Below are 26793 nucleotides of genomic sequence, written 5' to 3'. Positions count from 1 at the left end.
CTCTATCCCGGCAACGACGCGCCAACCACCTCTACACCCTCATCTGTGAAGAGCCGCTTTGGCGGCTTCCTCGCGGATCGCATCCATGCGGGCTTTGCGGATGCGCTGGTTCTCTTCGCTGAAATAGTTGGCGCCGAAGCCCTCGACAGCGACACGGCTACCGGGCGCGCTGAGTTCGTGGAGACGGTCGAACAGCAGATCCTGGGCCTCGGCGGGCAGGTAGGGCAGCAGCCCCTCGGCGAGCCAGGCCGTCGGCTGGGCGGGGTCGAAACCGCTTCGCCGCAAGGCTTCCGGCCAGTCCTGGCGGAGGTCGACGGGTACGCCGACGTGCCGGGCGACCGGCTGAACGTCGTGGGCCGCGAGGGTTTCCTCCTTGAACGCCAACACTTTCGGCTGGTCGATCTCGAAAACCACGGTGCCGTCGGGCCAGGGGAGTCGCCAGGCCCGCGCGTCCAGGCCCGCGGCCAGGATGACGACCTGGCGGATGCCGTCGGCGCCGGCCGATGCGAAGAACTCGTCGAACCATTTGGTGCGCGCTGCCGCGTATGCCCACACCATGCGCATGCGTTGCGCCTGTGCCGAACCGGCCGCGCCGCCGGAGAACGGCGAAGACCAGCCGGCCGCGGTGGCGGCGTCGATGAACAGCTGTGCGTAGGGGTCGTCGAACAGCGGGTTCTCCGAAGCGGATTCGGCGGCCCGGGCCATCGCCACCCCCAACGCGGTGGCGCCCACGCTTTCGGTGATGTCCCAGGAGTCGTCGTCAGTTCGCGCCATAGTCGTCCAATTCGTCGCGGATCAGCAGGTCGTCGCGGAAACTCTGTTCACGGTAGGCCAGCTGGCCGACCCGGTTGGCCACCACCGGAGCGGTGATCAGGGTGAACAGACCGGCCAGGATCAGCATGCCGACGTCGGCGTGCCCGCGCAGGCGCAGCCCGGCGCCGGTCAGCACCAGCAGCAGTCCGAGCACCTGCGGCTTACTGGCGGCCTGCAGTCGCGACAAGGTGTCCGGGAAACGCACGACGCCGACGGCTGCTGTCAGCGCCAGCACCGAGCCGCCGAGGATCAAAGCCACGGCGACAATGTCGAATACGTTCATCGCGGCGGCTCCTGATCGGTGTCGCGGACGCGGAACCTGGCCACGCTGACCGAACCGACGAAGGTGATCAGGGCCAGCGCCGTCAAGCTGTAGGTCGCTGTGGTGTCGAGACTGTAGGCCGCCCACGTGCCGATGCCGCACATGGTGACGGCCACGAACGTGTCGAGCGCCACCAGGCGATCCAGGGTGCCGGGACCGGCCAGCAGCCGGAACATCGTGATGGCCGCAGCTGTGATCAGCATTCCGGCAGCAATGATCCACAGGGTGTTCACGCGGGGTCCGCCTCCAAAGGCTGCCAATGGGATTCGCGTTCGAACGACGCGATCATCAACCGTTCGATCTCGGCCACCTGGCGGTAGAACTGTCGCACCGACCGCTCAGAGCCCACATCGATCACGTGGACGTAGATCATCCGCCGCGCCTGGTCGATCTCCAACACGATCGAGCCGGGAATGAGAATGATGACGTTGACGGCCAGCGCCAGCACCAGATCCGACTTGAGGGCCAGTCGGACCCGCAGCACCGCCGTCAGCGGCGGCGGACCGGGCCTGATGGCCAGCCACGCAAGCTGCACCGAGGACTGAATCAGGTAGTAGGTGACCTTGAGGGTCAACAACGCCAACGACAGCGGATGCAGCCGGCCCGCCACCGGCACCTGCGGCAGCGGCAGCAGCACCGTGATCAGCACGGCGACGGCGAGCCCGCCGAGGATGTTGGCGACGGAGATGTTGCCCCACAACAGAATCCACACGGCCGTCAGCCAGACCAGGATGCCCACGCGCGGTAACCACTGCCTCATGGCGTCAACACCGCCGAGATGTACTGGCCGCGGTCGACGACCTCGTCGGCGGCCCGCTCCGCGAACCCGAAGATGGGACCTGCGAACACCGTCAGGGCGAGCCCGACCGCGATGAGAACCGCGGTCGGTGCCAGCATGCTGACGGGCATCCGGCCGACGTCCGGCCGGTCGTCGACGGCCACGTTCGCCACCGGCTCCAGCAGACCGGCCGGGGCTGCCGTCGACAACATGCCCTCCGGTGCGTCGGCGCGGGCGCGCCAGAACGCGAGCGTCCACACCCGCGCCATGACGTACAGCGTCAGCAAGCTGGTGATGACGGAGCCGGCGACGAGTGCCCACGCGAGCACCGACGCGCTCTCGGTGCCGGCCTGCAGCAGCGCCACCTTGCCGATGAAGCCGGAGAACGGCGGAATGCCACCGAGGTTCAGCGCCGGGATGATGAACACGAACGCCAGCAGCGGGCTGGCCGCCGCGAGTCCACCGAGGCGCTGCAGTGTCGATGCCCCGGCCTGCCGCTCGATCAGCCCCACCACAAGGAAGAGCGTGGTCTGCACGACGATGTGGTGGGCCACGTAGTAGATGGCGCCGGCCATGCCGATCCGGTTGGACACCGCGATGCCGAACACCAGGTAGCCGATGTGGCTGACCAGGGTGAAGGACAGCAGTCGCTTGATGTCGCTCTGGGCCATGGCGCCGAAGATGCCGATCAACATGGTGAGCAGCGCCGCGACCATGAGCACGCCGTCGAGTGAGCCACCCGGGAACAGCAGCGTATGGGCCCGGATGATCGCGTACACACCGACTTTGGTGAGCAGGCCGGCGAACACCGCGGTGACCGGTGCCGGGGCGGTGGGGTAGGAGTCGGGCAGCCATGCCGACAGCGGGAACACCGCCGCCTTGATGCCGAACGCCACCAGCAGCACCGCGAACAGTGCCGCCCGGGTACCCGGGGTGATGCCGTCGAGCCGGTTTGCCAGCTCGGCGAGATTCAGGGTGCCGGTGGCCGCGTAGGTGAGCGCGATGCCGATCAGGAAGATCACCGACGACACCATGGACACCATGACGTAGCCGATGCCGGCGCGGACCCGCTCCTCACTGGCGCCGACCGTCAGCAACACGAAGCTCGCGGCCAGCAGCACCTCGAAGCCGACGAACAGGTTGAACAGATCGCCCGCGAGGAACGCGATGCAGACGCCGGCCGACAGCACCAGGTAGGTCGGCAGGAAGATCGACACCGGCTGCTCGTCACCGCCGTCGCGGATGCCCTGCCCGATGGCGTACCAGACCACCGCCAGCAGCACGATCGCGGACACCACCAGCATCAGGGCCGAAAGCCGGTCGACGACAAGCACGATGCCGAGCGGTCCCATGCCGGGTTCGGTCTGGCCCCAGCCGCCGACGTGGACCGCGACGGTGCCGCTGTGGTCGACGACGTAGACCAGCGCCGCGCAGACCGCCGTCATCGCGGCGAGCGCCACCAGCGCGACGACCTGCTGCAGCCGGGGCCGGCGGCCCGCGAACATCGTCGCAGCGGCCCCGAGGATCGGGATCAGAACGGGCAGCGGCGCCAGCACCGCACCCGTCGTCACGCCTGCTCCACCGGGTCGGCGGGCAGCGCGTCGAGTTCCGCGGGCGCGTCGGCGTCGGTGACGACGGACGGTTCGCCACGGTCTTCCTCGACCGCCGGGGTGTCGGTGGTCGACAGCTGCGCGACGCGGCTGTCCTCGGGGTCGTTGCCCACCTCTTCGACCGTGGTGAGGCGGTAGGCCCGGTAGATCAGCGCCAGCACGAACGCGGCCACACCCATGGTGATGACGATCGAGGTGAGGACCATGCCCTGCGCCAGCGGGTCGGCGGTCCCCGTCTGGCCGTGGCTGGTGCGGCCGCGCACCGGCGGATTACCGGCCTCACCCCCCATCACCAGGATCAGCAGGTTCACCGCGTTGCCGATCAGCAACAGGCCCAACAGCATTCGGGTCAGGTTGCGCTCCAGCAGCAGGTACACACCGGTGCCGGTGAGACCGCCGATGAGTACAAGGGGGACGAGATAGGTCGTCATCGGGTGGCCGCCTCACGTGGTGCGTACAACTCTTCGTCGACCTTGGCGCCCAGGCTGCGCAGGATGTCCAGCACCAGGCCCACGACGATGAGATACACGCCGAGGTCGAAGAACAGCGCCGTCACCACCTTCACCGAACCCAGCAGGGGCAGCGTGAATTTCACCACCGCGCTGGACAGCACCGGGACGCCCAGCAGCAGCGAGGCCGTCGCCGTCCCGGCCGACAGCGCCAGGCCGGCACCCAGAATCTTGCCGGCGTCCAGCGGCAGCGTCTCGCCCAATTCGTAACGGCCGCCGGCCAGGTACCGCAGCACCAGCGCCAGACCCGCCGTCAGGCCACCGGCGAAACCGCCGCCGGGAGTGTTGTGTCCGGCGAAGAAGAAGTACACCGACAGCACCATGATGAGCGGGAAGATCATGCGGGTCGCGACCTCGAGCACCAGGGAGCGGTGCCGCGGATCGCGCAGGTCGCTGCCCCGCAGCCAGGTGATGTCGGGGGTCGGCCGGTGATCCTTCGGTACCCGGGGTGCCGAGCCGAAACGCCTGTGCCGGAACACCATCGAGGCCACACCGGTCGCGGCGACCAGCAGCACCGAGATCTCGCCGAGGGTGTCCCAGGCCCGGATGTCCACCAGCAGCACGTTGACGGTGTTGGCGCCGTGCCCGCGGTAGTACGCCGCGTCTGGCAGCAGCTCGGCCAGCGGCCGGGTCTTGCGGGCGGCCATGGCGTAGACGGCCAGTGCCGTCACCGACGCGCCGACAGCTGTGGCCAGCAGGGCCCGCGGGAGCCGGTGCCGCTTCATGTGGGTGGCGTCGGATTCGGCGGGCAGGGTGCGCAGCACCAGCAGGAAGACCACCAAAGTCAGTGTCTCGACCAGGAATTGGGTCAACGCCAGGTCCGGTGCCCCGTAGAAGATGTAGAGCGTGCCGCAGCCGTAACCCGTGACACCGACGACCAGCACGGCCGCCAGGCGGTTGCGCATCACCGTCGCGCTGATCGCCGCCGCCAGCACGATGAGGCCGACGACCACCTGCAGCGGCGAGTTCCACAACTTCAGGTCGGGCTGGTCCCGCGGACCCAGCAGCAGCACCGCGACGGGCAGCACGGCGAGGGTCGACAGGATCATCGCCTGCGTCGTCGGGATCGAGCCGCGCTGGGTGAACGCCGTCAGCCGTACCGCGAAGCGGTCCGCGCCGCGGATGGCCGCGTCGTACATCCGGTCGGCGTTGCCCAGCGGCAGATATGGCACCCGGAAGCGTTCGAGGCGGTGCCGCAGCACGAACGCCGCCGCGCCGGCTCCGAGGATCACGGCCGACAACAGCAGCGGCATGTTGACGCCGTGCCACAGCGCCAGGTGGTATCCAGTGCTGCCCGGCATGGTCGCGGTGTAGTCGGCGATGGCGTGGTCCAACGCGTTCGGCAGCAGCCCGAAGCCGAGGCCGGCGACGGCCAGGATGCCCGGCGGGATGAGGAAACCGAGGCTGGGACGGTGCATCTCAGTGACGCGAATCGTCGGCTCTTCCCTGCCTTTTCGGGCGAACGCGCCGTAGAGGAACCGCAGGCTGTAGATCGTGGTGAACACCGACCCGAACGCCACGGTCGCCAGCACGAACGGTGCCGACGCGCCCAATGTCGGGCTGTGCCAAAGGGTTTCGAAGTCGGCCTCTTTCGCGACGAAGCCGAGGAACGGCGGCAGCCCGGCCATGCTGGCGGCCGCGGCGACGGCGATGCTCAGCAGCACGGGGCTGCGCCGGCCGAGCCACGCCAGTTTCCGGATGTCGCGGGTGCCCGTGGCGTGGTCGATGATCCCGACGACCATGAACAGCGCGGCCTTGAACATGGCGTGCGCACACAGCATGGCGAGCCCGGCGAGCATCAGATCGCCACCGCCGGCGCCGACCATCACCGTGATCAGCCCGAGCTGGCTGACGGTGCCGAAGGCCAGGATCAGTTTGAGGTCGTACTCGCGCACGGCACGCCAGCCGGCGAGCAGCAGCGTCACCAGGCCCAGCGTCACGACCGTCGGCCGCCACGGCTGGTGATCGGCGAAACCGGGTGTCATGCGCGCGATCAGGTACACGCCGGCCTTCACCATGGCCGCGGCGTGCAGGTAGGCGCTGACGGGCGTCGGCGCCGCCATGGCGCCCGGCAGCCAGAAGTGCATCGGCACGATGGCCGACTTGGACAGTGCACCGATGAGGACCAGCACGACGGCGACCGATGAGGTGGTGCCGGTCGGCGCGGTGGCGACGAGGTCGGACAGCCGGTAGGTGCCGGCGAGCGTGCCCAGCATGATGATGCCGGTCAGCATCGCCAGACCACCGAACGTGGTGACCAGCAGCGCCTGGGTGGCGGCGCGCCGGCTGGCGACGCGCTCGGCATAGTGGCCGACGAGCAGGAACGACAGCACGGTCGTCAGTTCCCAGAACAGGTACAGCAGTAGCGTGTTGTCGCTGCAGACCAGTCCGAACATGGCGCCCGAGAACGCGACGAGCTCGGCGGCGAAGCTGGGCAGCCGGTTCTCGGTGTGCCCGTCGGCGTGGTGGAAGTACTCGGCGCAGTAGAGCAGCACGAGGGTGCCGACGCCCAGCACCAGCACCGACATGATCGCCGCCAGCGAATCCAGCCGCAGCGTGATGTCCATGGACAGCTGCGGCACCCAGTCGATGTGCAGCGTCTGCTCGCCGGTCCCGGGCCAGTTCGACGCCAGCCAGATCAGCGAGCCCGCGGGCGCCAGCGCGAGCGGATAGAACGCCCGCCGTCCCCAGCGTCGTACCAACAGTGGAGCGAGAACAGTGGCGATCGCGTGTACGTACAGAACGGTGAGCATGGGCCTCCGGCAGGCGTCGGGGGGCGGTCCGGCCAGCTTACGGGGCGGCTGTTACTGCCGTGGTCCCGCGGTTCTCGCAGGCCACAGCCCCGCTACCGGGTGCCCGATGCACCGACTCCTACACTTTTCACTTATGGTGACGAACGCGACGGGGCGCCGATGAGTCTTCCGGGAATCGGATCGGTGTCGTTGTCGGGCTTCGCGCACCCCTGGCTGCTCCTGACCGCACTGCTGCCCATCGCGTTGGTGGCCGCCTATCTCGCGGCGCAACGCAACCGCGCCAGCCGGCTGCGCAGCTATGCCGGCGACCAGCCGCGCACCGACGTCGTACCGATGCAGCCGACGCGCTGGCGGCACCTCCCGATGGTGTTCTCGGTGGCCGCGCTGCTGTCCCTGACCGTCGCGCTCGCCGCCCCCACCCACGAGATCAAGACCCCGCGCAACCGCGCGGTGATCATGCTCGTGATGGACGTCTCCCGGTCCATGGAGGCCGACGACGTCTCCCCGAGCCGGCTGGCCGCGGCGAAAGACGCCGCCAAGCAGTTCGCGAAGAAGCTGACCCCCGGCGTGAACCTCGGCCTGGTCACGTTCTCCGGGAACACCAACCTGCTGGTGTCGCCGACGCCGGACCACAACGCCACCATCACCGCGCTGGACCACCTCACCGTCGACGACGGCACCGCGACCGGCGACGGCATCTTCGCGGCCCTGCGCGCGATCTCGACCCTGGCCGACGTGCTCGGTGGCAGTGGCAACACCGAAAAGCCGCCGAAACGCATCGTGTTGCTGTCCGACGGCGCGGAGAACCGGCCCGGCAACCCGGACAGCCCGCACGGCGCCTACACCGCGGCGCGGACCTCCAAGGAGTCGGACACCCCGATCTCGACCATCGCGTTCGGGACCAAGGGCGGCAAGATCAAGGTCGACAACCAGAGCGTCAACGTCCCGGTCAACGACACCACCATGAAGCGGGTCGCCGAGCTCTCCGGTGGGCAGATGTACACGGCGGCCAAGATCGAGGACCTCAACAAGAGCTACGACGCCATCCAGCAGCAGATCGGCTACGAGATCATCCGCGGACCCGGCGGTACCGCGTGGCTGCGCCTCGGCGTGTTCGCGCTGACCTGTGCGGTGATCTCCGCGCTGGTGATCAACCGGCGGCTGCCGACATAGGGTTGAATACGACTCGTGGACAACGAAATTCGGGTCGTCAGCGCCAGTCGTGACATCGCCGCACCGGCGGCGGAGATCTTCGAGCTCATCGCCGACCCCGCACAGCAGCCGCGCTGGGACGGCAACGACAACCTGGCGGAGGCGCCCGTCGACCAACGCGTGCACGCCGTGGGTGACGTGTTCGTCATGGGCCTGACGTTGGGGACCAACCGCGAGAACCACGTCGTGGAATTCGTCGAGGGACGGCGCATCGCGTGGAAGCCGTCCGAACCCGGGCTGCCGCAGCCGGGCCATCTGTGGCGCTGGGAACTCGAGCCCATCGACGACGGGCACACCCGCGTCACCCACACCTACGACTGGACCGCGCTGACCGACGAGAAGCGGCTGAACCGGGCCCGGCGGACCTCGGCCGAGTGGCTGCAGGCGTCGTTGTCCCGGCTTGCCGCACTCGCCGAGGAGCAGTGACTACTGCTTGGGGGTGATGGTGGCCTTGAAGGTGCCGTCACCCTGGTTCAGCCAGGTGATGGTGCCCTTCTGGAACTCGCTGATCCAGCCGCCCTTTGGCGCGTCCGGTCCGCCTGCGGTCTGGGCTTCGTCCGTGGTCGGGAAACCCAATTCGCCTCCGGCGCCGCCCTTTTCCGTGTACTCGCGGAGGATCTCACCCTGCACGAGGTGGGCGCCCGTCGCCGGCGAGCTGAAGATGGTGCCCTTCGCGAAGGCCTGCACCGTGCCGTCGCCGACCTTCTGCGGCTGGGCGGTCGGCTGGCCGAGAGCAGCTTCGCCACCGGCTTTCTGGTAGGCGTCGGCGACGGGACCGTCCAAGGTGACGTCGCCCACGCCCGGCACGCTCATGGTGGTCGGCGACCCGGCCATGGCCGACGAGGCGGCGCTCGACGCGGAACTGGCGGCGGACGATGCGGCGCTGGCTCCCGAGCTGGCGACGGACGATGCCGCGCTGGCTCCGGAGCTGGCAGCCGACGACGCGGTGGAACCGATGTCCTTGGTTTGGGAGCAGGCCACGACGGCAGCTCCGGTGAGTGCGGCGACGCCGATGGCGGCGGCGGTACGGCGGACGAGCAATTCGGTTTTCACGTGAGACTTCCTCTATGAATTCGACAGGTGAAACGACTTCGCCATTGAAGTCCGAACACTTTCGACCGTATTGGTCACTGGTACGGCACGTACTACTTTGCGGGAATTGCCGGGTGCTTTTGGTTCACTGCCGTCTCATTTGTCCCAGCGGTCGCAGTCGCGTGGAGGAATTGTCAATACCTGTGGATCGGCTTGTTTCAGGCGACCTCCGTTCCAGTTGATTCGGTCGGTGCCGAGTCCGCCGACGGGGTGATGTCGGTGGGTCGCTCGAGCAGTTTGCCTTTGTGGAAGATCGCGCCGGCCCGGACCAGAGCGACCAGGTGCGGTGCGTTGACGGCTCGCCAGCGGGCTTGCGCGGCGTCGATCAGCTTGTAAGCCATGGCCATTCCGGCGACGCGTGAACCCGGCCCCTTGGTCACCTTGGTCCTCAAACGTACCGTGGCAAACGTTGATTCGATCGGGTTGGTAGTGCGCAGATGGACCCAGTGCTCGGCCGGGTACTTATAGAACTCCAGCAGCACATCGGCGTCATCGACGATCTTGGCGACCGCCTTGGGGTACTTGGCGCCGTAGTCCACCTCGAACGCCTTGATCGCCACCTGCGCGTGGTCGATATCCTCGGCGTTGTAGATCTCCCGCATCGCCGCGATCGCCCCCGGATGAGCCGACTTTGGCAGGCAGGCAAGAACATTGGCCTGCTTGTGAAACCAGCACCGCTGCTCGCCGGTGGCCGGGAACACCTCACGCACGGCCTTCCAGAACCCCAGGGCCCCATCGCCGACGGCCAGCACCGGTGCGGTCATCCCGCGACGTCGGCACGACCGCAACAGATCAGCCCACGACTCGGCCGACTCCCGGTACCCGTCGGTGAGCGCGACCAGCTCCTTGCGGCCGTCAGCGCGCACACCGATCATCACCAGCAAACAGAGCTTCTCCTGCTCCAGGCGCACCTTGAGATGGATGCCGTCGACCCACAGGTAGACGTAGTCGGTGCCCGACAGATCACGGGCCTCGAAGGCCTTGGCCTCGTCCTGCCACTGCGTGGTGAGTCGGGTGATCGTCGTGGCCGACAAGCCGGCACCCGAGCCCAGGAACTGCTCCAACGCCGGACCGAAATCACTGGTCGACAAGCCATGCAGATACAGCAACGGCAACACCTCGGTCATCTGCGGCGACTTGCGCACCCACGCCGGCAGGATCGCCGAGGAAAACCGTTGCCGCTCACCAGTGTCCGGGTCAACACGTTTGTCATTGACCCGCGGCGCGGTCACACTCACCGCGCCCGCCGCGGTGAGCACCTCGCGCTCGCGGTGATAGCCATTGCGCACCACCAGCCGGTGCCCGTTCTCATCAAGCTCACCGGCATGAGCCTCGATGTAGGCGGCGACCTCAGCCCGCAACGCTGCGGCCAGCATCTGGCGGGCACCGTCGCGGACAATCTCATCGAGCAACGACCGCGACGAGCCAGCATCCTCGTTGGATGAATCCGCATCGTGAACTACCGTGAGCATGGGCGTACCTTCCCGAACCAGCGCGCCAACGCCGGCTCTTGATCAGACCTTCGACATTCAGATCATCCTCGGGAAGGTGCGCCCTTTCCTACGCCGCCTCGCCGAGGCTCATCCACAGGTTCTGATCATTGCTCAGTCGCGTGGGTTTCAGGGCTCTGAGCTGTTGTTTGCCAGCAGCGTGCGATGTCCCACTATCGGGCTAGATATCCCAGTGGTGGAAATCGCTTGTCGGTATGCTGTGAGAAGCGAATCAGATTACGATCGCGATGCCCGTTTCTTCGTGGCTACAGCCGTCGGGGCGAACGGAATGGACAAAAGGAGAATCGGTATGACCACCGTTCGGCACTCGACCCGCAAGAAGATGGTGGCCGGCCTCGCCGTGACCGCCGGACTCGCGATGGGCCTGCTCTCTTCCTGTGGCGAGAAGGCCAAGGAAGAGCCGACCACCACCACGAGCACCACGACCACGACGTCGGCACCCGCCTCGTCGTCGCCGGTGACGCCGAGCGAGAAGGGCGGGCCCACCAAGGGTGGCAACTCGTTCTCCCCGTCGGTGAAGGCTCCGGGACCGCAGACGGCGCTGCCGGGCAACGTCGTCACCGCTCCGCACTAGGAACGGGAGCCCCATCCCAGTAGGTCGCCGATGCGCCGTACGGCGCATCGGCGCGGTACTGGTAGCGGCCGGGCTGACGGCGCTGGCGTCCGCCGGCCCGCCCGCTGAGCGGGGTGGCCGTCTGGCCCTGACCGGCCCACTGGCCCATCTGCTGTCGGCTTCGGCTGATCTCGGCCCGTCCGCGGCAGCTCACGTCGAACTGACCGCTGCGCTGACACGTGCCGCCCGGCCCGATGGGTTGATCCAATGGGCGCGAGCCGCCGGGCTTTCGGTGCAGTGGCGGCCCGGCGACGACTGGGCCACCGTCGAAGGCGACGCCCGTGCCATGGCGCGGGCGTTGCGTGTCGATGTCCGCGACTACCGCGGGCGCCGCGGGCAGACCTTCTATGCGGCGACCAGCCAACCCGAGCTGCCGCCGGTGTTGGTTCCCGAGTTGAGCGGATTCGGCAGGCTCCTCGGGTACACGCCGTTCCGGGAGTCGCGGCCGCTGATCGCGCCGCGCGACGTCCCCGCCGGCGGTCTCTCGGCCCAGGACCTGCGCCGGGCCTACAACGTCTTTCCGCTGTCCGATCAGGGATACACCGGCAAGGGCCGCACCATCGTCATCTTCGGTTTCGACGGCTTCGATCAATCCGATCTCGACATGTTCGCCGAACTGAACCAGTTGCCGCGCTTCACTCCCATCGTGGTGGGGGACATGCCATCCGAGCGCACCGGCGAGACCACGATGGATCTCCAGATGGCGCACGCCATCGCTCCCGACGCCCAGACCGTCTACGTCAATGCCCGGCCGACCGTGTCCGGCGACGGCGCCTATCGCAAGATCGGCGAGATGATGGCCGACGCCGACCGGCGCTTCCCGGGCGCCGAGTGGAGCCTGTCCATAGGGTGGGGCTGCGACAAGATGCTCACCGCCGCCGATCTGGCACCCGTGCGGTCGGCACTGGCGCGGGCGCACCGCAGCGGCACCACCGCCTTCGATGCCAGTGGCGATCTCGCGGGGCTGGAATGCAAAGGCGGGCAGGACTGGTCGGCACCGCCGAGCATCGACGACATCGGACTCGACTCGGTGGCATCGGTACCCGAGATGACGGCCGTCGGCGGCACCACGCTGTCCACCGACGAGCACGGCCAATGGCTCGGCGAGCAGGCCTGGTTCGACGTGCCCCTCACCCACGGCAGTGGCGGCGGGGTATCGGCGCTGTTCGACCGCCCGGCCTGGCAACGGGGTGTGCCGTCGGACCGCGGCCGCAACAAGCGGCTCGTCCCCGACGTCTCGGCCGTCGCGGATTTCTTCACCGGGGCCCGCATGGTCTTCCACGGCGAAACCGTGCTGGCCGGAGGCACTTCCATGTCCGCGCCGATCTGGGCCGGGATGGCGGCGGTGATCGACCAGTACCTGCTCGATCACGGCGGGCGACTGCTCGGTGACCTGAACCCGCTGCTGTACCGCGTGCAGCGGGCGGGACGGCTCCCGGCGTTCCACGACGTCACCGTGGGCGGTAACGCGATAGCGATGGCCGGCCCCGGCTTCGACTCCGTAACCGGCCTGGGCACACCAGATATCGACAAGCTGGCGCGCAGCCTGCTGGTGGCGCAGGGGACAACCGGATGAGCGGCATCGGATTGGTGAGCACGCTGTTCCCAGAGCTTCCGGCACGCGGCCGGCGGTCCTTCCAGATCGCCATGGCTGCATTCGCCGCCTGGCTGGCCGTTGCGGCGGTGCTGCGGTTGCCGGGCCTCTTCATCGCGACGGTGGCCGTGGGGATTCCGCTGCTGTTCGTGCTGTACGCCCGACAGCTGGATTACCGGGGCCCGGCGAAGGTCCGGCTGCTCGTGAGCACGGGCCTAGGCATCGCGTTCGGCGTGGCCTTCGCCTTCGGGTCCGGTGCGGTGGTCGCGCGCGCCTATGGCGTCCCGCTCGAAAGTGGTGTTGCCGCAGTGCATCTGCGGACCGTCGAGGCCGGCCTCTCTGCGGTGGAGGCGCTGTTGGTGATAGCGCCCGCGCTGCTCCTCCGAGTGTTCAGCCCGGGAGACCGAAAGGCGTTGTACGGCTATGTGATCGGGGCGACCGGCGCGCTGGGTGCAACGGCCGCGACCACGATCGTCCGGATGTTCGCCCAGCTCGATTCGGGGCTGGTCGACCACGATCAGCCGTTGTCGGATTTCCTCATCGAAGCCGTGATCCGTGGCATCACCATGCCCATCACCGCGGCCGCCGCTGCCGGGATGCTCGGTGCCGCACTGTGGTTCCGGCCCCGCGGCCGGCGGATCTGGTGGCGCGTACTGCTGATCGCCGTCGTGCCGGTGCTGGCGCACGTGTGGCTCGGCGACGAGGATTCGGCCGGCATCTCGCAGTGGGCGAAGACGGCATGGCACGTCGGATTCGCTGTGCTGGGGGTGCTGTTACTCCGCCTGGTCCTGCAATTGACGCTGCGGAACGAAGATGCCGACGACGCGGAACGCGACGTACGCGTGCTGTCCGCACCGCGACTGGTCGCGACGTGGACCGCGGTGATCGTGGTGCTGGCCCTCGGGTTGGTCGGAATCTCCGCTGCCACAACCCAACCGACGGCGCGGTATCAGTGCCCGCCCAATTGCGGGCACCCGCTGATGGGCAAGCCCGTGGTGATCAACCCCAGGTTCACCGCGCCCGACGGCGCTTTCAGCGTCTCCTATCCGGCGCCGGGTACCGCATATTCGGTGACGATGAACGACACCGGCGTGACGGCCCAGTACACCGGTGGCACCGGCGGGGTGATGCGGCTGTGGGGGGAGCCCGCGCAGGGCCGGGACGCCAAGGACATCACGACCGCATTGCTGCTGGACGCGTTTCCGGATTCGCGCGTGGCCTACGAGATCCCCAACGCACTGGTTGGATATCACCCGGGCTACGGCGTCGCTGCCGATGACTGGCCGGACGGACAGAACGTCGTCGCCTCGCGGACCCGCATCCTGATCATGGTGGCGGTGCAGGACGATCTGGCGCTCGTCGCCGCGGCGGCGGGGCCGTTTCAGGAATTCGGGCCCGGTTCCGGCCCGCCGACCGGGGCCAGCCTGGAGTTGGCCGCGGATATGGGCAAGTACGTCAACAGCTTCCGGTGGCGGGGAGATCCGCCGCGCTGACGGTGGCCGACGCGCGCACCGGCCGCTGGACCAGATGATCCATCGGGGTGAAACTGTTGGTGCGACGGCGGAAATCGGCAGTGCCGCGCGGCCGGAAACTGGCGTAGTTCTGTTGGGCCGCCGGTGTCGGTTCGACCACGGCGAAACCGAAGTCGCGGGCGTAGGCCACTGCGGTCGCGACGTAGTCCGCCTGGGACTCCCGCATCTGTTCGACCGAGTTGTGTCGCAGCCCGATGTTCGGGCCGTGCACCAGATAGCAGTTGGGGAAGCCGTGGACCGACGTCCCCAGATAGGCGACGGGCTCGCCGTCCCAGCTTTCGGCCATGGACATGCCCTCGGTGCCGAACAGCCGGTCGGCCAGCGCGTCGGTGTCGACGACGATGTGGGTTGCCGTCCGTTCGTCATTCGCGGTCGTGACGAGCCAGCGCTGCCGGTCCGCCTGCCAGTGCAGCGCCGTCACATCGTCGGTGTCCTGATCGATCAGCACGACGTCGTCAATCCCGGCCTGGTGCAGCCGAACCGCCGCCGCAAGGGCACCCGGGCCGGTGACCACGATCGCGACGTGGTTGTGGGGGACGGGCTGGTTCATCGGTGGTCCTCGAGTGCGATGGGAGACTTCAGGTCGGACGGCTGCGTCGGCAGCCACTTGCGGTAGCGCGCAAGGGCTTTGCGCTGAACCCGTTGATCGACGATGAGGGCGTACAGCGGATGCGCGCGGGCCGTCGGCTCGAGGCCTTGCGTGATCTGCCGCATCTGGTAGCGGACCAGTGCCATGCTCGCCGCCGACGCCAGCGTCTTGTCCGACCACGTCACCGGCTTGAGGCGCCGGGTGGCTTCCTCGCCGCGGCTCCAGCGGTTGGGCAGGTCCGGGGTGACGGCGATGGCGGTACCCATGCCGACGATGTCGATACCGTTGGCCAGCACGGTGTTCGCGGTGTCCTGCCGGGTGATGCCGCCGGTGAGCATCAGCGGGATGGGGCTGGTCTTGGCGAGTTCTGCGGCCAGCTCCAGGAAGTACGCCTCGCGGGCCGCGGTGCGACTGTCCGCAGCGCGCCCGGTCATGGCCGGGCTCTCGTAGCTGCCACCGGACAGTTCGACGACGTCGACGCCGAGCGGCGCGAGCATCTCGATGACGCGCAGGGCATCGTCGGCGTCGAAGCCGCCGCGCTGGAAGTCCGCCGAGTTCAGCTTGACGGCGACCGCGAACTCCGGGCTGACGGCCAGCCGGATCTGGCGGACGATCTCCAGCAGCAGGCGGGCCCGGTTCTCCAGCGACCCACCCCACTCATCGGCTCGGGTGTTGACCAACGGCGAGAGGAACTGCGACAGCAGGTAGCCGTGCGCCGCATGTACCTCGACGCCGTCGAAGCCGGCTTCCTCGGCGCGCGCCGCGGTGGTGACGAACCGCTGGATGGTTGCGCCGATCTGCTGCGGTGTCATGGCGCTCGGCCGGCCGAACCGCTTGCTGTGCTTGCCGACATCCACCGCGACGTCCGACGGGCCCCACACCACGCCCGGCATGTTGGCGTTGACTTGCCGGCCGGGGTGGCTGATCTGCATCCACATCTTCGTGCCGCCTGCTTTGCCGGCCTTGGCTCACTTCACGAACGGCTCGAGCGGCGAGTTCGCATCGAGGACGACGCCACCCGGACCGGTGAGAGCCTCGGCGTGGACCATGACGTTGCCGGTGATCAGGACGCCCGCGCCGCCCACACCCCAGCGGTGGTACAGCGCGATGAGCCGATCGTCGGGCGCCTGGCCGGGGCCGGCGAGACCCTCCTCCATCGCGGCTTTGGCGATGCGGTTTCGGAGCGTCTGACCGGATGCGAGGGTGAAGGGGGTGAAGAGTGTGGGAGACATCGGCTGCCTTCGGGTCGGTATGATGTAAACGCTGCTCACATTTCTAGTGGGCAATGTGAACAGTGTCAACATTTGTGAGGCGGGACTCAGGATGACGTCGAAAGCGGTGTCGAAGCCGGGGTACCACCACGGCGATCTGCGGACCGCCCTGGTGCAGTCGGCGCTGGCGCTGCTGGAAGAGGAGGGCGCCGCGGCGTTGTCGATGCGTGCCGTCGCTCGGCATGCAGGGGTCACCGCCGCCGCGCCCTACCGGCACTACCAGGACCGGGACGCGCTGATGTCAGCCGTCGCGGCCGTCGGCTATCGCGAACTGGCCGCGGACCTGGTGGCCGTCAGCCCGTCCCCGTCGACGGCCGACGAGATCGCCGACGTCGCCATTGCCTACGTTCAGTTCGCGCTGCGGCGTCCCGCGCTGTTCCGCGCCATGTTCAGTGAGCAGTGCGATGCCGGGAGTCCCGAGCGGGTCGACGCGGTCGCGGCGATCTCGGCCTATCTCAAGGCGAACATCGCGCGGGTGTTCCCGGACGCCGATGCCGATGCGTTGAGCGACGCCGTCTGGGCGCTCGTGCATGGCCTGGCCTTCCTGTTCCTGGATGGCAAGTTCGACAGCACCGACTCCGGTGAGCTGGAACGGCGCGTCCGGTCCGCGGTGCAGGCCGTCGTGGGTTTGGCTGGTTAGCGCCCCTCGTGCCATCGCTGCGACGGCCCAGGGTTACCAAAAACTGGTATTGTTCGGGATGTGGGCAGGAACACCTCATTCAGTCTCGATGAGCACTACAGCGCGTTCATCGAGACTGAAGTCGCGTCCGGTCGTTATCGATCGGCCAGTGACGTAGTGCGATCCGCATTGCGACTGCTCGAGGATCGGGAGACTCGACTGAGGGCGTTGCGCCAGGCCCTTGTGGATGGTGAACGTAGCGGTGAATCAACAGAATTCGACTTTGATGAGTTCGTATCGCGCAAACGGGCCGAGGGTTCCCATCGTCAGTGAGCCGTTATGTACTTTCGCCCGCGGCGCGCGCCGACTTGGAAGATGTCTGGGACTACACATGTGAGCGCTGGAACGCTGATCAGGCGCAGGCGTACGTTCGGGAGATTCAACATGCCATCGAACGCATCGCGGAGTCGCCGATGATCGGGCGAGCGTGCGACGACGTTCGCCCGGGTTACCGGAAACATGCGGTGGGATCGCACGTGCTGTATTACCGGCTCATCTCCGGGGAAATCATCGACGTCGTGCGCATCCTCCATCAGCGGATGGATGTGCCTCGGCACTTTGACTGAGGCTCGCGTAGCTTGTTTCGATTGCGAAACTCAGCGCCCCTCGGCGAACTCCCGAAGTGACTGCACCTGAACGGGATCCAGTGACGGCCGCACCGTCTCGCGGGCCTTGGCGACGTCGGCCGCGGTGACATCGGCGGCGTCGATGGACCGGCGCATCGCGGTCAGCGCCGCTTCGCGCAACAGGGCGACGCAGTCCGCGGCGCTGTAGCCGTCGAGTTCACCGGCCAACTGGCCGAGGTCGACGTCGGGCGCCAGGGGGATGGATTTGCCTGCGGTACGCAGGATTTCGCCACGGGCCTCGGCGTCGGGCGGCTCGACGAACACCAGCTTCTCCAGCCGGCCCGGCCGCAGCAGCGCGGGGTCGATGAGATCCGGCCGGTTGGTCGCACCGACCACCACGACGTCGCGCAACGGGTTGATGCCGTCGAGCTCGGTGAGCAGCGCGGCCACCACACGGTCGGTGACACCGGAATCGAAGCTCTGCCCGCGGCGCGGCGCCAGGGCGTCCATCTCGTCGAGGAACACCAGCGACGGCGCGGAATCGCGTGCGCGCTGGAACAATTCGCGGACCGCACGCTCCGACGAACCGACCCACTTGTCCATCAACTCGGCGCCCTTGACAGCATGCACCGACAACCGGCCCGAGCTGGCCAAGGCCCGCACCAGGAACGTCTTTCCGCAGCCGGGCGGCCCGTACAACAGCACGCCCCGGGGCGGTTCCACGCCGAGACGCTCGAAGGTGTCCGGGTGCTGCAGGGGCCACAGCACCGCTTCGGTCAGCGCCTGCTTCGTCGCCAACATGTCGCCGACGTCGTCGAGCGTCACCGACCCGACCGCGACCTCTTCGGTCGCCGACCGCGACAGCGGCCGGATCACCGACAGCGCACCGGCCAGGTCATCCTGCGTCAGGGCCGGTTCGGCACCGTCGGCGCTGGCGCGGGCGGCTGCCCGCAGCGCGGCCTCGCGTACCAGGGCGGCGAGATCGGCGACGACGAATCCCGGTGTGCGCTCGGCGATCTCGTCGAGGTTCAGATCCTTGGCGGGCACCGACCGCAGCAGCACCTCCAGCAGGGCCTTGCGGGTGGCGGCGTCGGGCAGGGTCAGTCCCAGTTCGCGGTCGCACAGATCGGGTGCCCGAAGGCGGGCGTCGACGCCGTCGGGCACGGCCGACGTCGCGATGAACGCCACCCCGCGGCTCGCGACGGCCTTGCGGAGCTCGGTGAGGATCAATGTGGCCACGGGTTCGGCGACGGCGGGCAGCAGTGCGTCGATGTCGGTGATGAGCAGGACGCCACCGCCGTCGCGCACTGAACTCACCGCAGCCGCGACACCGGCCAGCCGGTCCTCCGCACGCAGCGCCCCGACCTCCGGCCCGTCGAGCTCGACGAGGCGACGCGATGCGCACACCGTGCGCACCATGGCGGCCTTCCCGACGCCCGCGGGCCCGGACACCAGGACGCCCAGATTGGCGGTGGCGCCGAGGGTTTCGAGGAGCTCGGGTTCGTCGAGGGCCAGCTTGAGCCACTCGGTCAGCCGCGTCACCTGGGCGTGTACGCCCTTGAGGTCATCGACCGAAACGGTTTGGGCGTCAGTCGTTTTCGCGGGGGAGATCACCGGTTGCGCGGCTGCCTTGACGACGGTGGCATCACCCCAGCTGACCACCGAATTCGGCTGCACGCTGACCGGTCCGGCAGGGTCGACGGCCGTCACGGTGAGCAGCTCCGAGGTCCAGGTGATGCCGACCTGCGTGGCCAGCGCCGCGGTGGCCGCGGACGTCGAGGTGCCCGGGCCCAGGTCCCGCGGCAGCAGTGACACTGTGTCGCCGACCGTCATCACCTTGCCCAGCAACGCCATTCGCAACGTCGCCGGGGATATCGAGCTGCTGGCCAGCCGGGAACCGCTGACCGTCACCGAGCGGGCGCCGTACACCGTTGCCGGTGACACCAGCACCGGCGCGTCGGCCCGGATGCCGGCATTCGACAGCGTCACATCGTCGAGCAGCGCGGTGCCCGGGGGAGTCCCGGTGGCGGCCACCCCGACCACGGCGCAGGTGGTGCGCGTGCCGGTCAGCGACACCGCGTCCCACTCGCGGATGCCCAGGGCAGCGATCGCTTCCGGGTGCAGCAGCACCACGCCGCGGCGGGCGTCGAGTGCTGAGGTGTTGAGTCTTGCGGTGAGCTGGAGCTGCGCGCCGGACGGGTCGGATGCGCCCTGCAGGGCCTGTGCCTGCGGGGGCGTCATCGACGAGGACCCGGCCTACGCAACCGCAGTCGGGCCGTGGACCGGCGCTGTCCGCGGTCGGTGCGACGCGGCTGCGCACGACGGATGGCGCGGCGAGCCTGTCGCCGTTCCTTGGGCTTGTCATCCCAGACTTCGGGGTGCGCACGCAGCCAGGCCTTGGTCCGGATGGCGAACGGGATGTGCAGCACGTAGACGACGATGATCACCAGGATCACGATGTAGCCGTACATCACCGAGGCGGCCACCAGGATGGCCAGCAGCGCCAACAGGGGCAGGGCCATGTTCGGCGGGATGGCGAAGGTGTGCACCTTGCGCATCGGCACGGTGCTGACCACCAGCAGCGAGACACCGATCAGCCAGATGCAGATGAAGACCTGACCCCAGTGCGAATCCCACCACGGGCCGGGGAACTGCATCTTGGCCGCCAGTGGGCCGATGGCGCCGATCGCGCCGGCCGGGGCCGGCATACCGGTGAAGAACTCCTTCTCGAACGCCGGACCCTCCACGTCGAGCATGGCGTTGAAGCGGGCCAGGCGCAGCACGATGCACACCGCGTACAGCAGCACCACGATCCAGGCCAGCGGCGAGGTGTTGTGCTCCAGCAGCGTCGCGTACACGATGAACGCCGGTGCCACACCGAAGTTCACGGCGTCGGCCAGCGAGTCGATCTCCGCGCCCATCTTGGACGTGGCGTTGAGCATCCGGGCCGCGCGGCCGTCGAGCGCGTCGAGGATCGCGGCACCCGCCAGCAGTGCCATGGCCTCGGTGGGCCGGTGGTCGAGGGCGTACTTGACCGCTGACAGACCCAAGCAGATCGCAGCGACCGTCAGGGCGCTGGGGACCAGCTTCCGCAGGCTCACCTGCGGAGTCTTGATCCGGGGTTTCATGCCGGCGACCCGCTCGGCAGGTCTGCCAGCACCGTCTCGCCGCCGATGGCGCGCTGCCCGATCTCGACGCCGATCACCGAACCCTTCGGCAGGTAGGTGTCCAGGCGGGAGCCGAACCGGATCAGGCCGTACGTCTCGCCCAGCGCCAGGTGCGCACCCGGGTGGGTGCTGCACACGATGCGGCGGGCCAGCAGACCGGCGAGCTGCACCGCGACGACGTCGTGGCCGTCGGCGGTGCGCAGCCAGAGGCTGTTGCGCTCGTTGTCCTCGCTGGCCTCGGCCTTGTCGGCGGACAGGAACTGGCCCGGCTTGTGCTTGACGGTGATCACCTCGCCGGCCACCGGCGCGCGCTGCACGTGCGCGTCGAACAGCGACAGGAAGATGCTGACGCGCGGCAGTGGCTCGTCGGACAGGTTCAGCTCGGCGGGCGGGACGGCCTCGTCGATGAGCGTCACCAGGCCGTCGGCCGGTGCGACGACGACGCCGGGCCGGCTCGGTGGCGTCCGCGGCGGATGCCGGAAGAACCCGGCGCACGCCGCGGCCGCGGCCAGGCCGGCCGCCCGGACCCAGCGCTTGCGGTGGCCGATCGCGGCGACACCGAGGGCGCCGCCGACGAACGGCAGCCCGGCCGGGTGCATCGGGGGAACGGTGGAACGGACCAGGTCGACGAAACGTGACAGTTCGGACTCTGGAGTGTCAGCTGGGGGGCGCGCAGGTCTGGCCATGGGGACTCGATTCTACGGTTTGCGGGCTCTAACTGAGATCCCAGACGGGCACGGGCGATCCAGCCGCTAATTCGACCACGTCCTCGCCGATGTCCAGCAGGCAGTTTGCCGTCGCCAGCCACCGGAGGTGGTGCGACGCCGGCGGGCCGTAGCTGCTCACCTGCTCATCGGTGCCGAGCACGCCGCGGCGGAACTGGCGTTTCCCGGCGGGGGAGGTCAGCTTCTCGGTGAGGGTCGCCGAGCGGCGCGGCCGCTGCGACGGCAGGCCCATCGCGGCCCGCAGCGGCGGCCGGATGAAGACCTCGAACGACACCAGCGCCGAGACGGGGTTGCCCGGCAACGTGACGATGGGCGTGCCGCCGACGGTCCCGGCGCCCTGCGGCATGCCGGGCTGCATCGCGACCTTGACGAACTCGACATCGCCGGAAAGGGCGTCTTTCACCACCTCGTAGGCGCCGGCGCTGACGCCGCCCGTGGTGACGATCAGGTCGACGTTCTTGGCATGCCCGGCCAGCGTCTCCCGGAACAGCGCCACGTCGTCGGACGTCGCCGGCGCGGTCGTGACGTCGGCGCCGGCCTCACGTAGCGCGGCGGCCAGCATCACGGCGTTGGACTCGTAGATCTGTCCCGGCTGCAGCGGTGTGCCCGGTGTGACCAGCTCCGTTCCGGTGGACAGCACCAGGACCCGTTGCCGCGGAATCACTTTCAGCTCGGCCAGGCCCAGGGCGGCGGCCAGGCCCAGGGCCGCGGGGGAGAGCACCTCGCCGGCGGACAGCACCGTCATCCCGGCGGTGACGTCCTCGCCGGCCCGCCGGATGCTCCGGCCTTCCGGGACCTCCGAGTAGATCGACACGACGTCGGTCGCCCCGTCCGTGGCCTCGACCTGGACCACCGCGGTGGCGCCCGCCGGCAGCATGGCGCCGGTCATGATCCGGTGCGCGGTGCCGGGCGCCAGAGTCAGCAGGTCGGTGCGTCCGGCCGGAATGTCCTCGGCGACAGGCAGTTTCACTGGATTGTCGGCGGTGGCGGTGGCCACGTCGGCGGCCAGGACGGCGTAACCGTCCATCGCCGAGTTGTCGAAACCGGGCAGCGACAGCGGCGCCACCACGTCCTCGGCAAGGGCCAGCCCCAGCGCGTCGGCCAGCGGCACCGCGACGGCGGGCCGGGCGCTGATCAGTCCGGCGACAACGTGCTGATGTTCCTCGACGGTCCGCATGAGGCTAGATCGCGAAGGTGACGCCGGTGAGCTCTTCGGACACCGCCCACAACCGCCGCTGGATGCCGGCGTCGTGCGACTGGGCGGTCGACTGCACCAGCACCGGGTGGCCGACCAGCTGGAGGAGACCCGACGGCCCGTAGTACTCGCCGCCGCGCGCGTCGGGATCGACCGCGGCCCGCAACGTGGCCAGCGCGCCGACCTCGGGGCTGTTGGCGACCAGCCCGCTGATCTGGTTGAAGCCGGGTAGACCGGAGCCGGGGATGTGGCGCATCAGCTCGGTGTTGGAGATGCCGGGATGGGCCGCGACCGAGATGGTTTCGGCGTTCGTGGCCACGAGCCGGCGTTGCAGCTCATAGGCGAACATCAGGTTGGCCAGCTTCGACTGGCCGTAGGCCGCGACCCGGTTGTAGCGGCGCTTCTCCCACTGCAGGTCGGCGAAGTCGATCTTCCCGAGGATGCGGTGCGCGATGCTGCCGAGGGTCACCACGCGCGAACCCGGGACGGACAGCAGGTTCTCGATGAGCAGGCCGGTGAGCGCGAACGCGCCGAGGTGATTGGTGCCGAACTGCAATTCGAAGCCGTCGGCGGTGATCTGCTTGGGCGGGTACATCACGCCGGCGTTGTTGATCAGCAGGTCGATCCGCGGATAGGCCGCCCGCAGGTCGTCGGCCGCCGCGCGGACCGAGGTCAGCGAACCCAGGTCCAGCTTCTGCACGACGACGTCGGCGTTCGGGGTACTCGCCCGCAGCCGGGCGGCGGCGTCGTCGCCTTTGCCGGTGTCGCGCACCGCCATCACCACGCGAGCGCCCTTGCCCGCCAACACCCGCGCCGTCTCGTATCCCAGCCCGGTGTTGGAGCCGGTGACGATCGCCACCCGCCCGGTCTGGTCCGGCACATCATTGGCGGTCCATTTGGTGGTCATGGCCGAAGACACTACCGAGCGGACCGCCTGAGTTGCGCGGGAGCGGCGGGCGTTTACTGTCGGCACCATGGCAATCGGCGGGGTGCTCTTCGACATCGATGGTGTCCTGGTGACCTCGTGGCGTCCGATCGACGGTGGGGCCGAGACCCTGCGGGCGCTCGAGGAGCGCCAGATCGCCCGGTCGTTCCTGACCAACACCACCACCAAGACCCGTCAGCAGATCGCCGAATTGCTTTGTGCGGCAGGCATTGAGGTCGCCGCCGACGAGGTCGTCACCGCCGCGGTGCTGACCGCCGACTACGTGCGCGACCGCTACCCCGGCGCCCGATGTTTCCTGGTGAACAGCGGCCAGATCGGTGCGGACATGCCCGGTGTCGATCTGGTGTACGCCTCCGACTTCGCCGGCCCGCAGCAGCCCGACACGCCCGATGTGGTGCTCCTCGGTGGCGCGGGGTCCGAATACACGCATCTGACCCTCAGTTGGGTCTACGACTGGATGGCCCGCGGCGTCCCCGTCGTCGCCATGCACCGCAGCAACGCGTGGAACACCGCCGACGGGCTACGGGTGGACACCGGGCTGTATCTGGCCGGACTGGAACAGACCACCGGTCATCAGGGCACCGCCGTCGGCAAGCCCGCGCCCGCCGGGTTCCTGGCCGCGGCCGCGCGGCTCGGCGTCGAACCCGAAGAGATGTACATGGTCGGCGACGACCTCAACAACGACGTCCTCGCGGCCCAGGTCGTCGGGATGACGGGCGTGCTGGTGCGGACCGGAAAGTTCCGCCAGGACACGCTGGACCGTTGGGCCGCAGACGAATTCGCGATGCAGCCGAACTACGTGGTGGACTCCGTCGCCGACCTGCCGGAGTTGTTGGGCCTCTAAGGGCCTCAGGCCGTCAGCTCCCGCTGCATGTTGCGGATCGCGGCGATGCGGTCCTGCAGCTGCTCGCGCGTCGCGGCCGCCACCGGGGGACCGGGGTGGCGGCGCCGCAACTCGTTGTGGATCCAGCCGTGCGGCTTGCCGGTGCGGTGGTGGAACGCCGCCACCAGCAGGTTCAGTTCCTTGCGCAGCTCGCGGAGCTGACCGTGCGTGGTCATGGGTGGGGGCGGTGCGCCCCTGGCAGCGGCCTTGGCGCTGCGCTTCTGCAGCTGCTCGTCCTGGCGCCTGCTCAGCAGGTCGCGCATCTGGGTGTGATCCAGCAGGCCGGGAATGCCCAGGTAGTCGGCTTCCTCGTCGCTGCCGGCCTCGGTCGCGGTACCGAACGACGAGCCGTCGAAGATCACCTGATCCAGCTCGGCGTCAGACCCGAGCATCTCGAAGCCGTTCTCCAGCTCCGACTTCTCGTCTTCCTTCTTCTGCGCCTGCTCGAGCAGTTCGTCATCGAGGCCGTCGGACACGCGGTGCGGCTTGCCGAGCACGTGGTTGCGCTCGCGCTCCAGCTCGCTGGCCAGCTCCAGCAGGTTGGGCACCGACGGCAGGAAGATGCTGGCCGTCTCGCCCTTGCGTCGCAGGCGCACGAACCGGCCGATCGCCTGCGCGAAGAACAAGGGGGTCGACGCACTCGTCGCGTAGACGCCGACCGCGAGCCGCGGCACGTCGACACCCTCGGACACCATGCGGACCGCGACGAGCCAGCGGCTGGTGCCCTCGGAGAACTGTGAGATGCGAGCCGACGCCGTCGGGTCATCCGACAGGATGACCGTCGCTTCCTCGCCCGTGATGGTGTGCAGCAGTTTGGCGTAGGCGCGGGCCGTCGTCTGGTCGGTGGCGATGATCATGCCGCCGGCATCGGGGATGCTCTGGCGCAACTGCCCCAGTCGCTTGTTGGCCGCCGCGATCACCGCGGGCATCCATTCACCCTCGGGGTTCAGCGCGGTACGCCAGGCCCGGGCGGTCTGCTCGGCGGTGAGTGGTTCGCCGAGGCGGGCCGCGTGCTCCTCGCCGGCACTGTCGCGCCAGCGGGCCTCGCCCGAGTACGCCATGAACACCACCGGACGCACCACGCCGTCGGCGAGCGCGTCGGAGTAGCCGTAGGTGTGGTCGGCCACCGACTGCTGATGGCCGCTGCCGTCGGGCTCGTACTGCACGAACGGGATCGGGCTGTCGTCGGACCGGAACGGCGTCCCGGTCAGGCAGAGGCGCCGCGTCGCATCGTCGTAGGCCTCGCGGATGGCCTCGCCCCAGCTCTTCGCGTCGCCGCCGTGGTGGACCTCGTCGAAGATCACCAGCGTCTTGTGGTTCTCGGTGCGCACCCGGTGTCGGGTCGGGTGACTGGCGACCTGGGCATAGGTGACGACGATGCCGTGGTAGTCCGACGACGTCTGCCCCGTCGAGTTGCTGAACTTGGGGTCCAGCGCCATGCCGACGCGCGCCGCGGCTTCCGCCCACTGGGTCTTGAGGTGCTCGGTCGGGACGACGACCACGACCTGGTCGACGGTGCGCTCTGTCAGCAACTCACCGGCGATCCGCAGGGCGAAGGTCGTCTTGCCTGCACCTGGGGTCGCGACAGCAAGAAAATCACGCGGCTTGGCGGTGAGATACCGCACCAAAGCCCGACGTTGCCAGCCCCGCAAAGCCTGGGTGCTGGGCGCTGCATAAGCCCGCACCCGAAGACTCCTCCTTGGTCGAAGGGCAGTCTAGGGCAACGTGTTTGGCGGATGCACATTTGCCCGGCGTGTCCTGGCGCTCGGCCCGGCGGTGTCGCCGGCCGAGGTGGTGATCAGGCGTGTCACCGCGTCGCAGACGATTGCCTTGCGCTGGGCGTGGTCGTCGATGCCGATCACGGTCAGCAGCGTGGGACTGAGGTTGTGCCACATCGACGCGATGGTGAGCACCAGGGTGAACAGCACCGCCGCGGGAAGCTCGCCGGTCAGCTTGCCGTCGGCCTGGGCGGCGGCGATGGACGCGATCTGCTCGTGCATGGTGGCGCCGGGAAAGCCCGCTGCGGAATCGTCGGCGCGCTCCAACCGGTGCCAGGCGATCAGCCGGCCGACTTCGGGCTGGCCGGCATAGACGTCGATCAGATGAGCGGCGTAGCCGGGCAGGTCGTCGGCGACGACCGGGCTGTCGGCGAAGAACCGCTGCGTCATCGCGGCCCACACGGCGTCGAACAACTGATCTTTGCTGCCGAAGTAGTGGTAAATCTGCGCCTTGTTGGCGCCCGCGTTGGCGGCGATGCGGTCAACCCGGGCTCCGGCGATCCCGTACTGCGCGAATTCGGTGGTCGCCGCGCAGAGCAGCCGCGCACGAGTGGCGTCGGAGTCTCGCGGGTGGCCCATTTCGGAGATTTTAGCTGGTAGGCCGACGTTTGCTAACTAACTAATTAGTTGACAGTGCGGTGAGGCCTGCCTAACG

Annotated in this window: 27 protein-coding genes and 1 pseudogene; 9 read left to right on the top strand and 19 right to left on the bottom strand. The window is 68.7% G+C overall.

Going from position 1 to position 26793, the window contains the following annotated elements; genetic code table 11:
* Positions 1–39 precede the first annotated feature (39 nt).
* From ACJEIK_RS24355 to ACJEIK_RS24325, 7 genes are all read right to left on the bottom strand, one after another.
* Positions 40–774: an SAM-dependent methyltransferase gene (locus ACJEIK_RS24355; RefSeq protein WP_409430417.1), complete on the bottom strand. Its 735-nt coding sequence runs from the start codon at positions 772–774 to the stop codon at positions 40–42.
* On the bottom strand, positions 761–1096 hold the full coding sequence (gene mnhG / locus ACJEIK_RS24350) for a monovalent cation/H(+) antiporter subunit G (protein WP_073694744.1): 336 nt from the start codon (positions 1094–1096) through the stop codon (positions 761–763). The genes ACJEIK_RS24355 and mnhG overlap by 14 nt, the downstream gene beginning before the upstream one ends.
* Positions 1093–1368, bottom strand: a complete 276-nt coding sequence (locus ACJEIK_RS24345) for a monovalent cation/H+ antiporter complex subunit F (protein ID WP_073694743.1) — start codon at positions 1366–1368, stop codon at positions 1093–1095. Before ACJEIK_RS24345 ends, mnhG begins: the two co-directional genes overlap by 4 nt.
* Positions 1365–1895, bottom strand: coding sequence for a Na+/H+ antiporter subunit E (locus ACJEIK_RS24340; RefSeq protein ID WP_064860091.1), 531 nt, complete (start codon positions 1893–1895; stop codon positions 1365–1367). Before ACJEIK_RS24340 ends, ACJEIK_RS24345 begins: the two co-directional genes overlap by 4 nt.
* Positions 1892–3418 (bottom strand): Na+/H+ antiporter subunit D, encoded by a 1527-nt coding sequence (locus ACJEIK_RS24335; protein ID WP_409431755.1) that lies wholly within the window; start codon positions 3416–3418, stop codon positions 1892–1894. The genes ACJEIK_RS24340 and ACJEIK_RS24335 overlap by 4 nt, the downstream gene beginning before the upstream one ends.
* A 62-nt stretch (positions 3419–3480) precedes the next feature.
* The gene (locus ACJEIK_RS24330; RefSeq protein WP_061009611.1) at positions 3481–3954 is read right to left on the bottom strand and encodes a Na(+)/H(+) antiporter subunit C; all 474 of its coding nucleotides are present in this window, start codon (positions 3952–3954) and stop codon (positions 3481–3483) included.
* Positions 3951–6785, bottom strand: a complete 2835-nt coding sequence (locus ACJEIK_RS24325; protein ID WP_064860093.1) for a Na+/H+ antiporter subunit A — start codon at positions 6783–6785, stop codon at positions 3951–3953. Before ACJEIK_RS24325 ends, ACJEIK_RS24330 begins: the two co-directional genes overlap by 4 nt.
* Positions 6786–6944: 159 nt before the next feature.
* Between ACJEIK_RS24325 and ACJEIK_RS24320 the strand changes: the two genes are divergently transcribed.
* Both ACJEIK_RS24320 and ACJEIK_RS24315 read left to right on the top strand, forming a co-directional pair.
* Entirely contained in the window at positions 6945–7958 is a 1014-nt protein-coding gene (locus tag ACJEIK_RS24320; protein WP_064860094.1) for a VWA domain-containing protein, read from the top strand.
* Positions 7959–7973: 15 nt separating this feature from the next.
* Positions 7974–8423 carry an SRPBCC family protein gene (locus tag ACJEIK_RS24315; RefSeq protein ID WP_064860095.1) on the top strand — a complete coding sequence of 150 codons (450 nt, stop codon included), beginning with the start codon at positions 7974–7976 and terminating at the stop codon, positions 8421–8423.
* Here the strand turns inward: ACJEIK_RS24315 and ACJEIK_RS24310 are convergent, their stop codons facing one another.
* Positions 8424–9050 (bottom strand): LGFP repeat-containing protein, encoded by a 627-nt coding sequence (locus tag ACJEIK_RS24310; protein ID WP_234785335.1) that lies wholly within the window; start codon positions 9048–9050, stop codon positions 8424–8426.
* A 197-nt stretch (positions 9051–9247) separates the two neighbouring features.
* Complete coding sequence (locus ACJEIK_RS24305) at positions 9248–10561, bottom strand: IS256 family transposase (RefSeq protein ID WP_052536990.1); 1314 nt, start codon at positions 10559–10561, stop codon at positions 9248–9250.
* Positions 10562–10889: 328 nt separating this feature from the next.
* Here ACJEIK_RS24305 and ACJEIK_RS24300 point away from each other — a divergent pair, with 328 nt between their 5' ends.
* The gene (locus tag ACJEIK_RS24300) at positions 10890–11174 is read left to right on the top strand and encodes a hypothetical protein (RefSeq protein ID WP_073694737.1); all 285 of its coding nucleotides are present in this window, start codon (positions 10890–10892) and stop codon (positions 11172–11174) included.
* Here ACJEIK_RS24300 and ACJEIK_RS24295 read toward each other — a convergent pair.
* Complete coding sequence (locus tag ACJEIK_RS24295; protein WP_371824489.1) at positions 11158–11421, bottom strand: hypothetical protein; 264 nt, start codon at positions 11419–11421, stop codon at positions 11158–11160. The two genes, ACJEIK_RS24300 and ACJEIK_RS24295, sit on opposite strands and share 17 nt — an antisense overlap.
* 24 nt (positions 11422–11445) lie before the next feature.
* On the opposite strand from ACJEIK_RS24295, the gene ACJEIK_RS24290 reads away from it, so the two are divergent.
* Positions 11446–12789 carry a peptidase S53 gene (locus tag ACJEIK_RS24290; protein WP_371824488.1) on the top strand — a complete coding sequence of 448 codons (1344 nt, stop codon included), beginning with the start codon at positions 11446–11448 and terminating at the stop codon, positions 12787–12789.
* On the top strand, positions 12786–14300 hold the full coding sequence (locus tag ACJEIK_RS24285; RefSeq protein ID WP_212807108.1) for a zinc ribbon domain-containing protein: 1515 nt from the start codon (positions 12786–12788) through the stop codon (positions 14298–14300). Before ACJEIK_RS24290 ends, ACJEIK_RS24285 begins: the two co-directional genes overlap by 4 nt.
* Here ACJEIK_RS24285 and ACJEIK_RS24280 read toward each other — a convergent pair.
* Together ACJEIK_RS24280 and ACJEIK_RS24275 are read right to left on the bottom strand one after the other, a co-directional pair.
* Positions 14263–14889, bottom strand: coding sequence for a hypothetical protein (locus ACJEIK_RS24280; RefSeq protein WP_212807107.1), 627 nt, complete (start codon positions 14887–14889; stop codon positions 14263–14265). The genes ACJEIK_RS24285 and ACJEIK_RS24280 overlap by 38 nt on opposite strands.
* Positions 14886–16160: pseudogene (locus ACJEIK_RS24275) on the bottom strand (NADH:flavin oxidoreductase/NADH oxidase family protein). The gene ACJEIK_RS24280 and the pseudogene ACJEIK_RS24275 overlap by 4 nt, the downstream one beginning before the upstream one ends.
* Positions 16161–16251: 91 nt before the next feature.
* Between ACJEIK_RS24275 and ACJEIK_RS24270 the strand changes: the two are divergent.
* The 3 genes from ACJEIK_RS24270 to ACJEIK_RS24260 are packed head-to-tail and all read left to right on the top strand — an operon-like array spanning position 16252 to position 17444.
* Positions 16252–16839, top strand: coding sequence for a TetR/AcrR family transcriptional regulator (locus tag ACJEIK_RS24270; protein ID WP_073694734.1), 588 nt, complete (start codon positions 16252–16254; stop codon positions 16837–16839).
* 60 nt (positions 16840–16899) lie between these two features.
* Positions 16900–17151: a type II toxin-antitoxin system ParD family antitoxin gene (locus ACJEIK_RS24265; protein ID WP_073694733.1), complete on the top strand. Its 252-nt coding sequence runs from the start codon at positions 16900–16902 to the stop codon at positions 17149–17151.
* Entirely contained in the window at positions 17148–17444 is a 297-nt protein-coding gene (locus ACJEIK_RS24260; RefSeq protein WP_073694732.1) for a type II toxin-antitoxin system RelE/ParE family toxin, read from the top strand. The genes ACJEIK_RS24265 and ACJEIK_RS24260 overlap by 4 nt, the downstream gene beginning before the upstream one ends.
* Before the next feature lie 30 nt (positions 17445–17474).
* On the opposite strand, the gene ACJEIK_RS24255 is transcribed toward ACJEIK_RS24260, so the two are convergent.
* The 5 genes from ACJEIK_RS24255 to ACJEIK_RS24235 are packed head-to-tail and all read right to left on the bottom strand — an operon-like array spanning position 17475 to position 23438.
* Complete coding sequence (locus ACJEIK_RS24255; protein WP_409430416.1) at positions 17475–19685, bottom strand: AAA family ATPase; 2211 nt, start codon at positions 19683–19685, stop codon at positions 17475–17477.
* Positions 19682–20572, bottom strand: coding sequence for a CDP-diacylglycerol--serine O-phosphatidyltransferase (gene pssA / locus ACJEIK_RS24250; protein WP_061006570.1), 891 nt, complete (start codon positions 20570–20572; stop codon positions 19682–19684). Before pssA ends, ACJEIK_RS24255 begins: the two co-directional genes overlap by 4 nt.
* The gene (locus tag ACJEIK_RS24245) at positions 20569–21297 is read right to left on the bottom strand and encodes a phosphatidylserine decarboxylase (RefSeq protein WP_073694729.1); all 729 of its coding nucleotides are present in this window, start codon (positions 21295–21297) and stop codon (positions 20569–20571) included. Before ACJEIK_RS24245 ends, pssA begins: the two co-directional genes overlap by 4 nt.
* 28 nt (positions 21298–21325) lie before the next feature.
* Complete coding sequence (glp, locus tag ACJEIK_RS24240; RefSeq protein WP_409430415.1) at positions 21326–22513, bottom strand: gephyrin-like molybdotransferase Glp; 1188 nt, start codon at positions 22511–22513, stop codon at positions 21326–21328.
* 4 nt (positions 22514–22517) lie between these two features.
* Entirely contained in the window at positions 22518–23438 is a 921-nt protein-coding gene (locus tag ACJEIK_RS24235; protein WP_064858681.1) for an SDR family NAD(P)-dependent oxidoreductase, read from the bottom strand.
* A 67-nt stretch (positions 23439–23505) separates the two neighbouring features.
* On the opposite strand from ACJEIK_RS24235, the gene ACJEIK_RS24230 reads away from it, so the two are divergent.
* On the top strand, positions 23506–24321 hold the full coding sequence (locus ACJEIK_RS24230) for an HAD-IIA family hydrolase (protein WP_064858680.1): 816 nt from the start codon (positions 23506–23508) through the stop codon (positions 24319–24321).
* 5 nt (positions 24322–24326) lie between these two features.
* Here ACJEIK_RS24230 and ACJEIK_RS24225 read toward each other — a convergent pair whose 3' ends face one another.
* Both ACJEIK_RS24225 and ACJEIK_RS24220 read right to left on the bottom strand, forming a co-directional pair.
* Entirely contained in the window at positions 24327–26045 is a 1719-nt protein-coding gene (locus ACJEIK_RS24225; protein WP_064858679.1) for a DEAD/DEAH box helicase, read from the bottom strand.
* Positions 26046–26075: 30 nt separating this feature from the next.
* Positions 26076–26717 (bottom strand): TetR family transcriptional regulator, encoded by a 642-nt coding sequence (locus tag ACJEIK_RS24220; RefSeq protein WP_409430414.1) that lies wholly within the window; start codon positions 26715–26717, stop codon positions 26076–26078.
* Between the last annotated feature and the right edge of the window lie 76 nt (positions 26718–26793).

Source organism: Mycobacterium sp. SMC-16, assembly GCF_046250085.1.
In the GTDB taxonomy this organism is placed as follows: Bacteria; Actinomycetota; Actinomycetes; order Mycobacteriales; family Mycobacteriaceae; genus Mycobacterium; species Mycobacterium phocaicum.
This window is presented reverse-complemented; position numbering and strand designations above follow the sequence as displayed.

Bases quoted from the DNA above. Each gene is read 5' to 3' on its own strand.
- ACJEIK_RS24355 (WP_409430417.1), bottom strand. From the start codon at position 774: ATGGCGCGAACTGACGACGACTCCTGGGACATCACCGAAAGCGTGGGC.
- mnhG (WP_073694744.1), bottom strand. From the start codon at position 1,096: ATGAACGTATTCGACATTGTCGCCGTGGCTTTGATCCTCGGCGGCTCG.
- ACJEIK_RS24340 (WP_064860091.1), bottom strand. From the start codon at position 1,895: ATGAGGCAGTGGTTACCGCGCGTGGGCATCCTGGTCTGGCTGACGGCC.
- ACJEIK_RS24335 (WP_409431755.1), bottom strand. From the start codon at position 3,418: ATGTTCGCGGGCCGCCGGCCCCGGCTGCAGCAGGTCGTCGCGCTGGTG.
- ACJEIK_RS24330 (WP_061009611.1), bottom strand. From the start codon at position 3,954: ATGACGACCTATCTCGTCCCCCTTGTACTCATCGGCGGTCTCACCGGC.
- ACJEIK_RS24325 (WP_064860093.1), bottom strand. From the start codon at position 6,785: ATGCTCACCGTTCTGTACGTACACGCGATCGCCACTGTTCTCGCTCCA.
- ACJEIK_RS24320 (WP_064860094.1), top strand. From the start codon at position 6,945: ATGAGTCTTCCGGGAATCGGATCGGTGTCGTTGTCGGGCTTCGCGCAC.
- ACJEIK_RS24305 (WP_052536990.1), bottom strand. From the start codon at position 10,561: ATGCTCACGGTAGTTCACGATGCGGATTCATCCAACGAGGATGCTGGC.
- ACJEIK_RS24300 (WP_073694737.1), top strand. From the start codon at position 10,890: ATGACCACCGTTCGGCACTCGACCCGCAAGAAGATGGTGGCCGGCCTC.
- ACJEIK_RS24285 (WP_212807108.1), top strand. From the start codon at position 12,786: ATGAGCGGCATCGGATTGGTGAGCACGCTGTTCCCAGAGCTTCCGGCA.
- ACJEIK_RS24280 (WP_212807107.1), bottom strand. From the start codon at position 14,889: ATGAACCAGCCCGTCCCCCACAACCACGTCGCGATCGTGGTCACCGGC.
- ACJEIK_RS24270 (WP_073694734.1), top strand. From the start codon at position 16,252: ATGACGTCGAAAGCGGTGTCGAAGCCGGGGTACCACCACGGCGATCTG.
- ACJEIK_RS24255 (WP_409430416.1), bottom strand. From the start codon at position 19,685: ATGACGCCCCCGCAGGCACAGGCCCTGCAGGGCGCATCCGACCCGTCC.
- pssA (WP_061006570.1), bottom strand. From the start codon at position 20,572: ATGAAACCCCGGATCAAGACTCCGCAGGTGAGCCTGCGGAAGCTGGTC.
- ACJEIK_RS24245 (WP_073694729.1), bottom strand. From the start codon at position 21,297: ATGGCCAGACCTGCGCGCCCCCCAGCTGACACTCCAGAGTCCGAACTG.
- glp (WP_409430415.1), bottom strand. From the start codon at position 22,513: ATGCGGACCGTCGAGGAACATCAGCACGTTGTCGCCGGACTGATCAGC.
- ACJEIK_RS24235 (WP_064858681.1), bottom strand. From the start codon at position 23,438: ATGACCACCAAATGGACCGCCAATGATGTGCCGGACCAGACCGGGCGG.
- ACJEIK_RS24230 (WP_064858680.1), top strand. From the start codon at position 23,506: ATGGCAATCGGCGGGGTGCTCTTCGACATCGATGGTGTCCTGGTGACC.
- ACJEIK_RS24220 (WP_409430414.1), bottom strand. From the start codon at position 26,717: ATGGGCCACCCGCGAGACTCCGACGCCACTCGTGCGCGGCTGCTCTGC.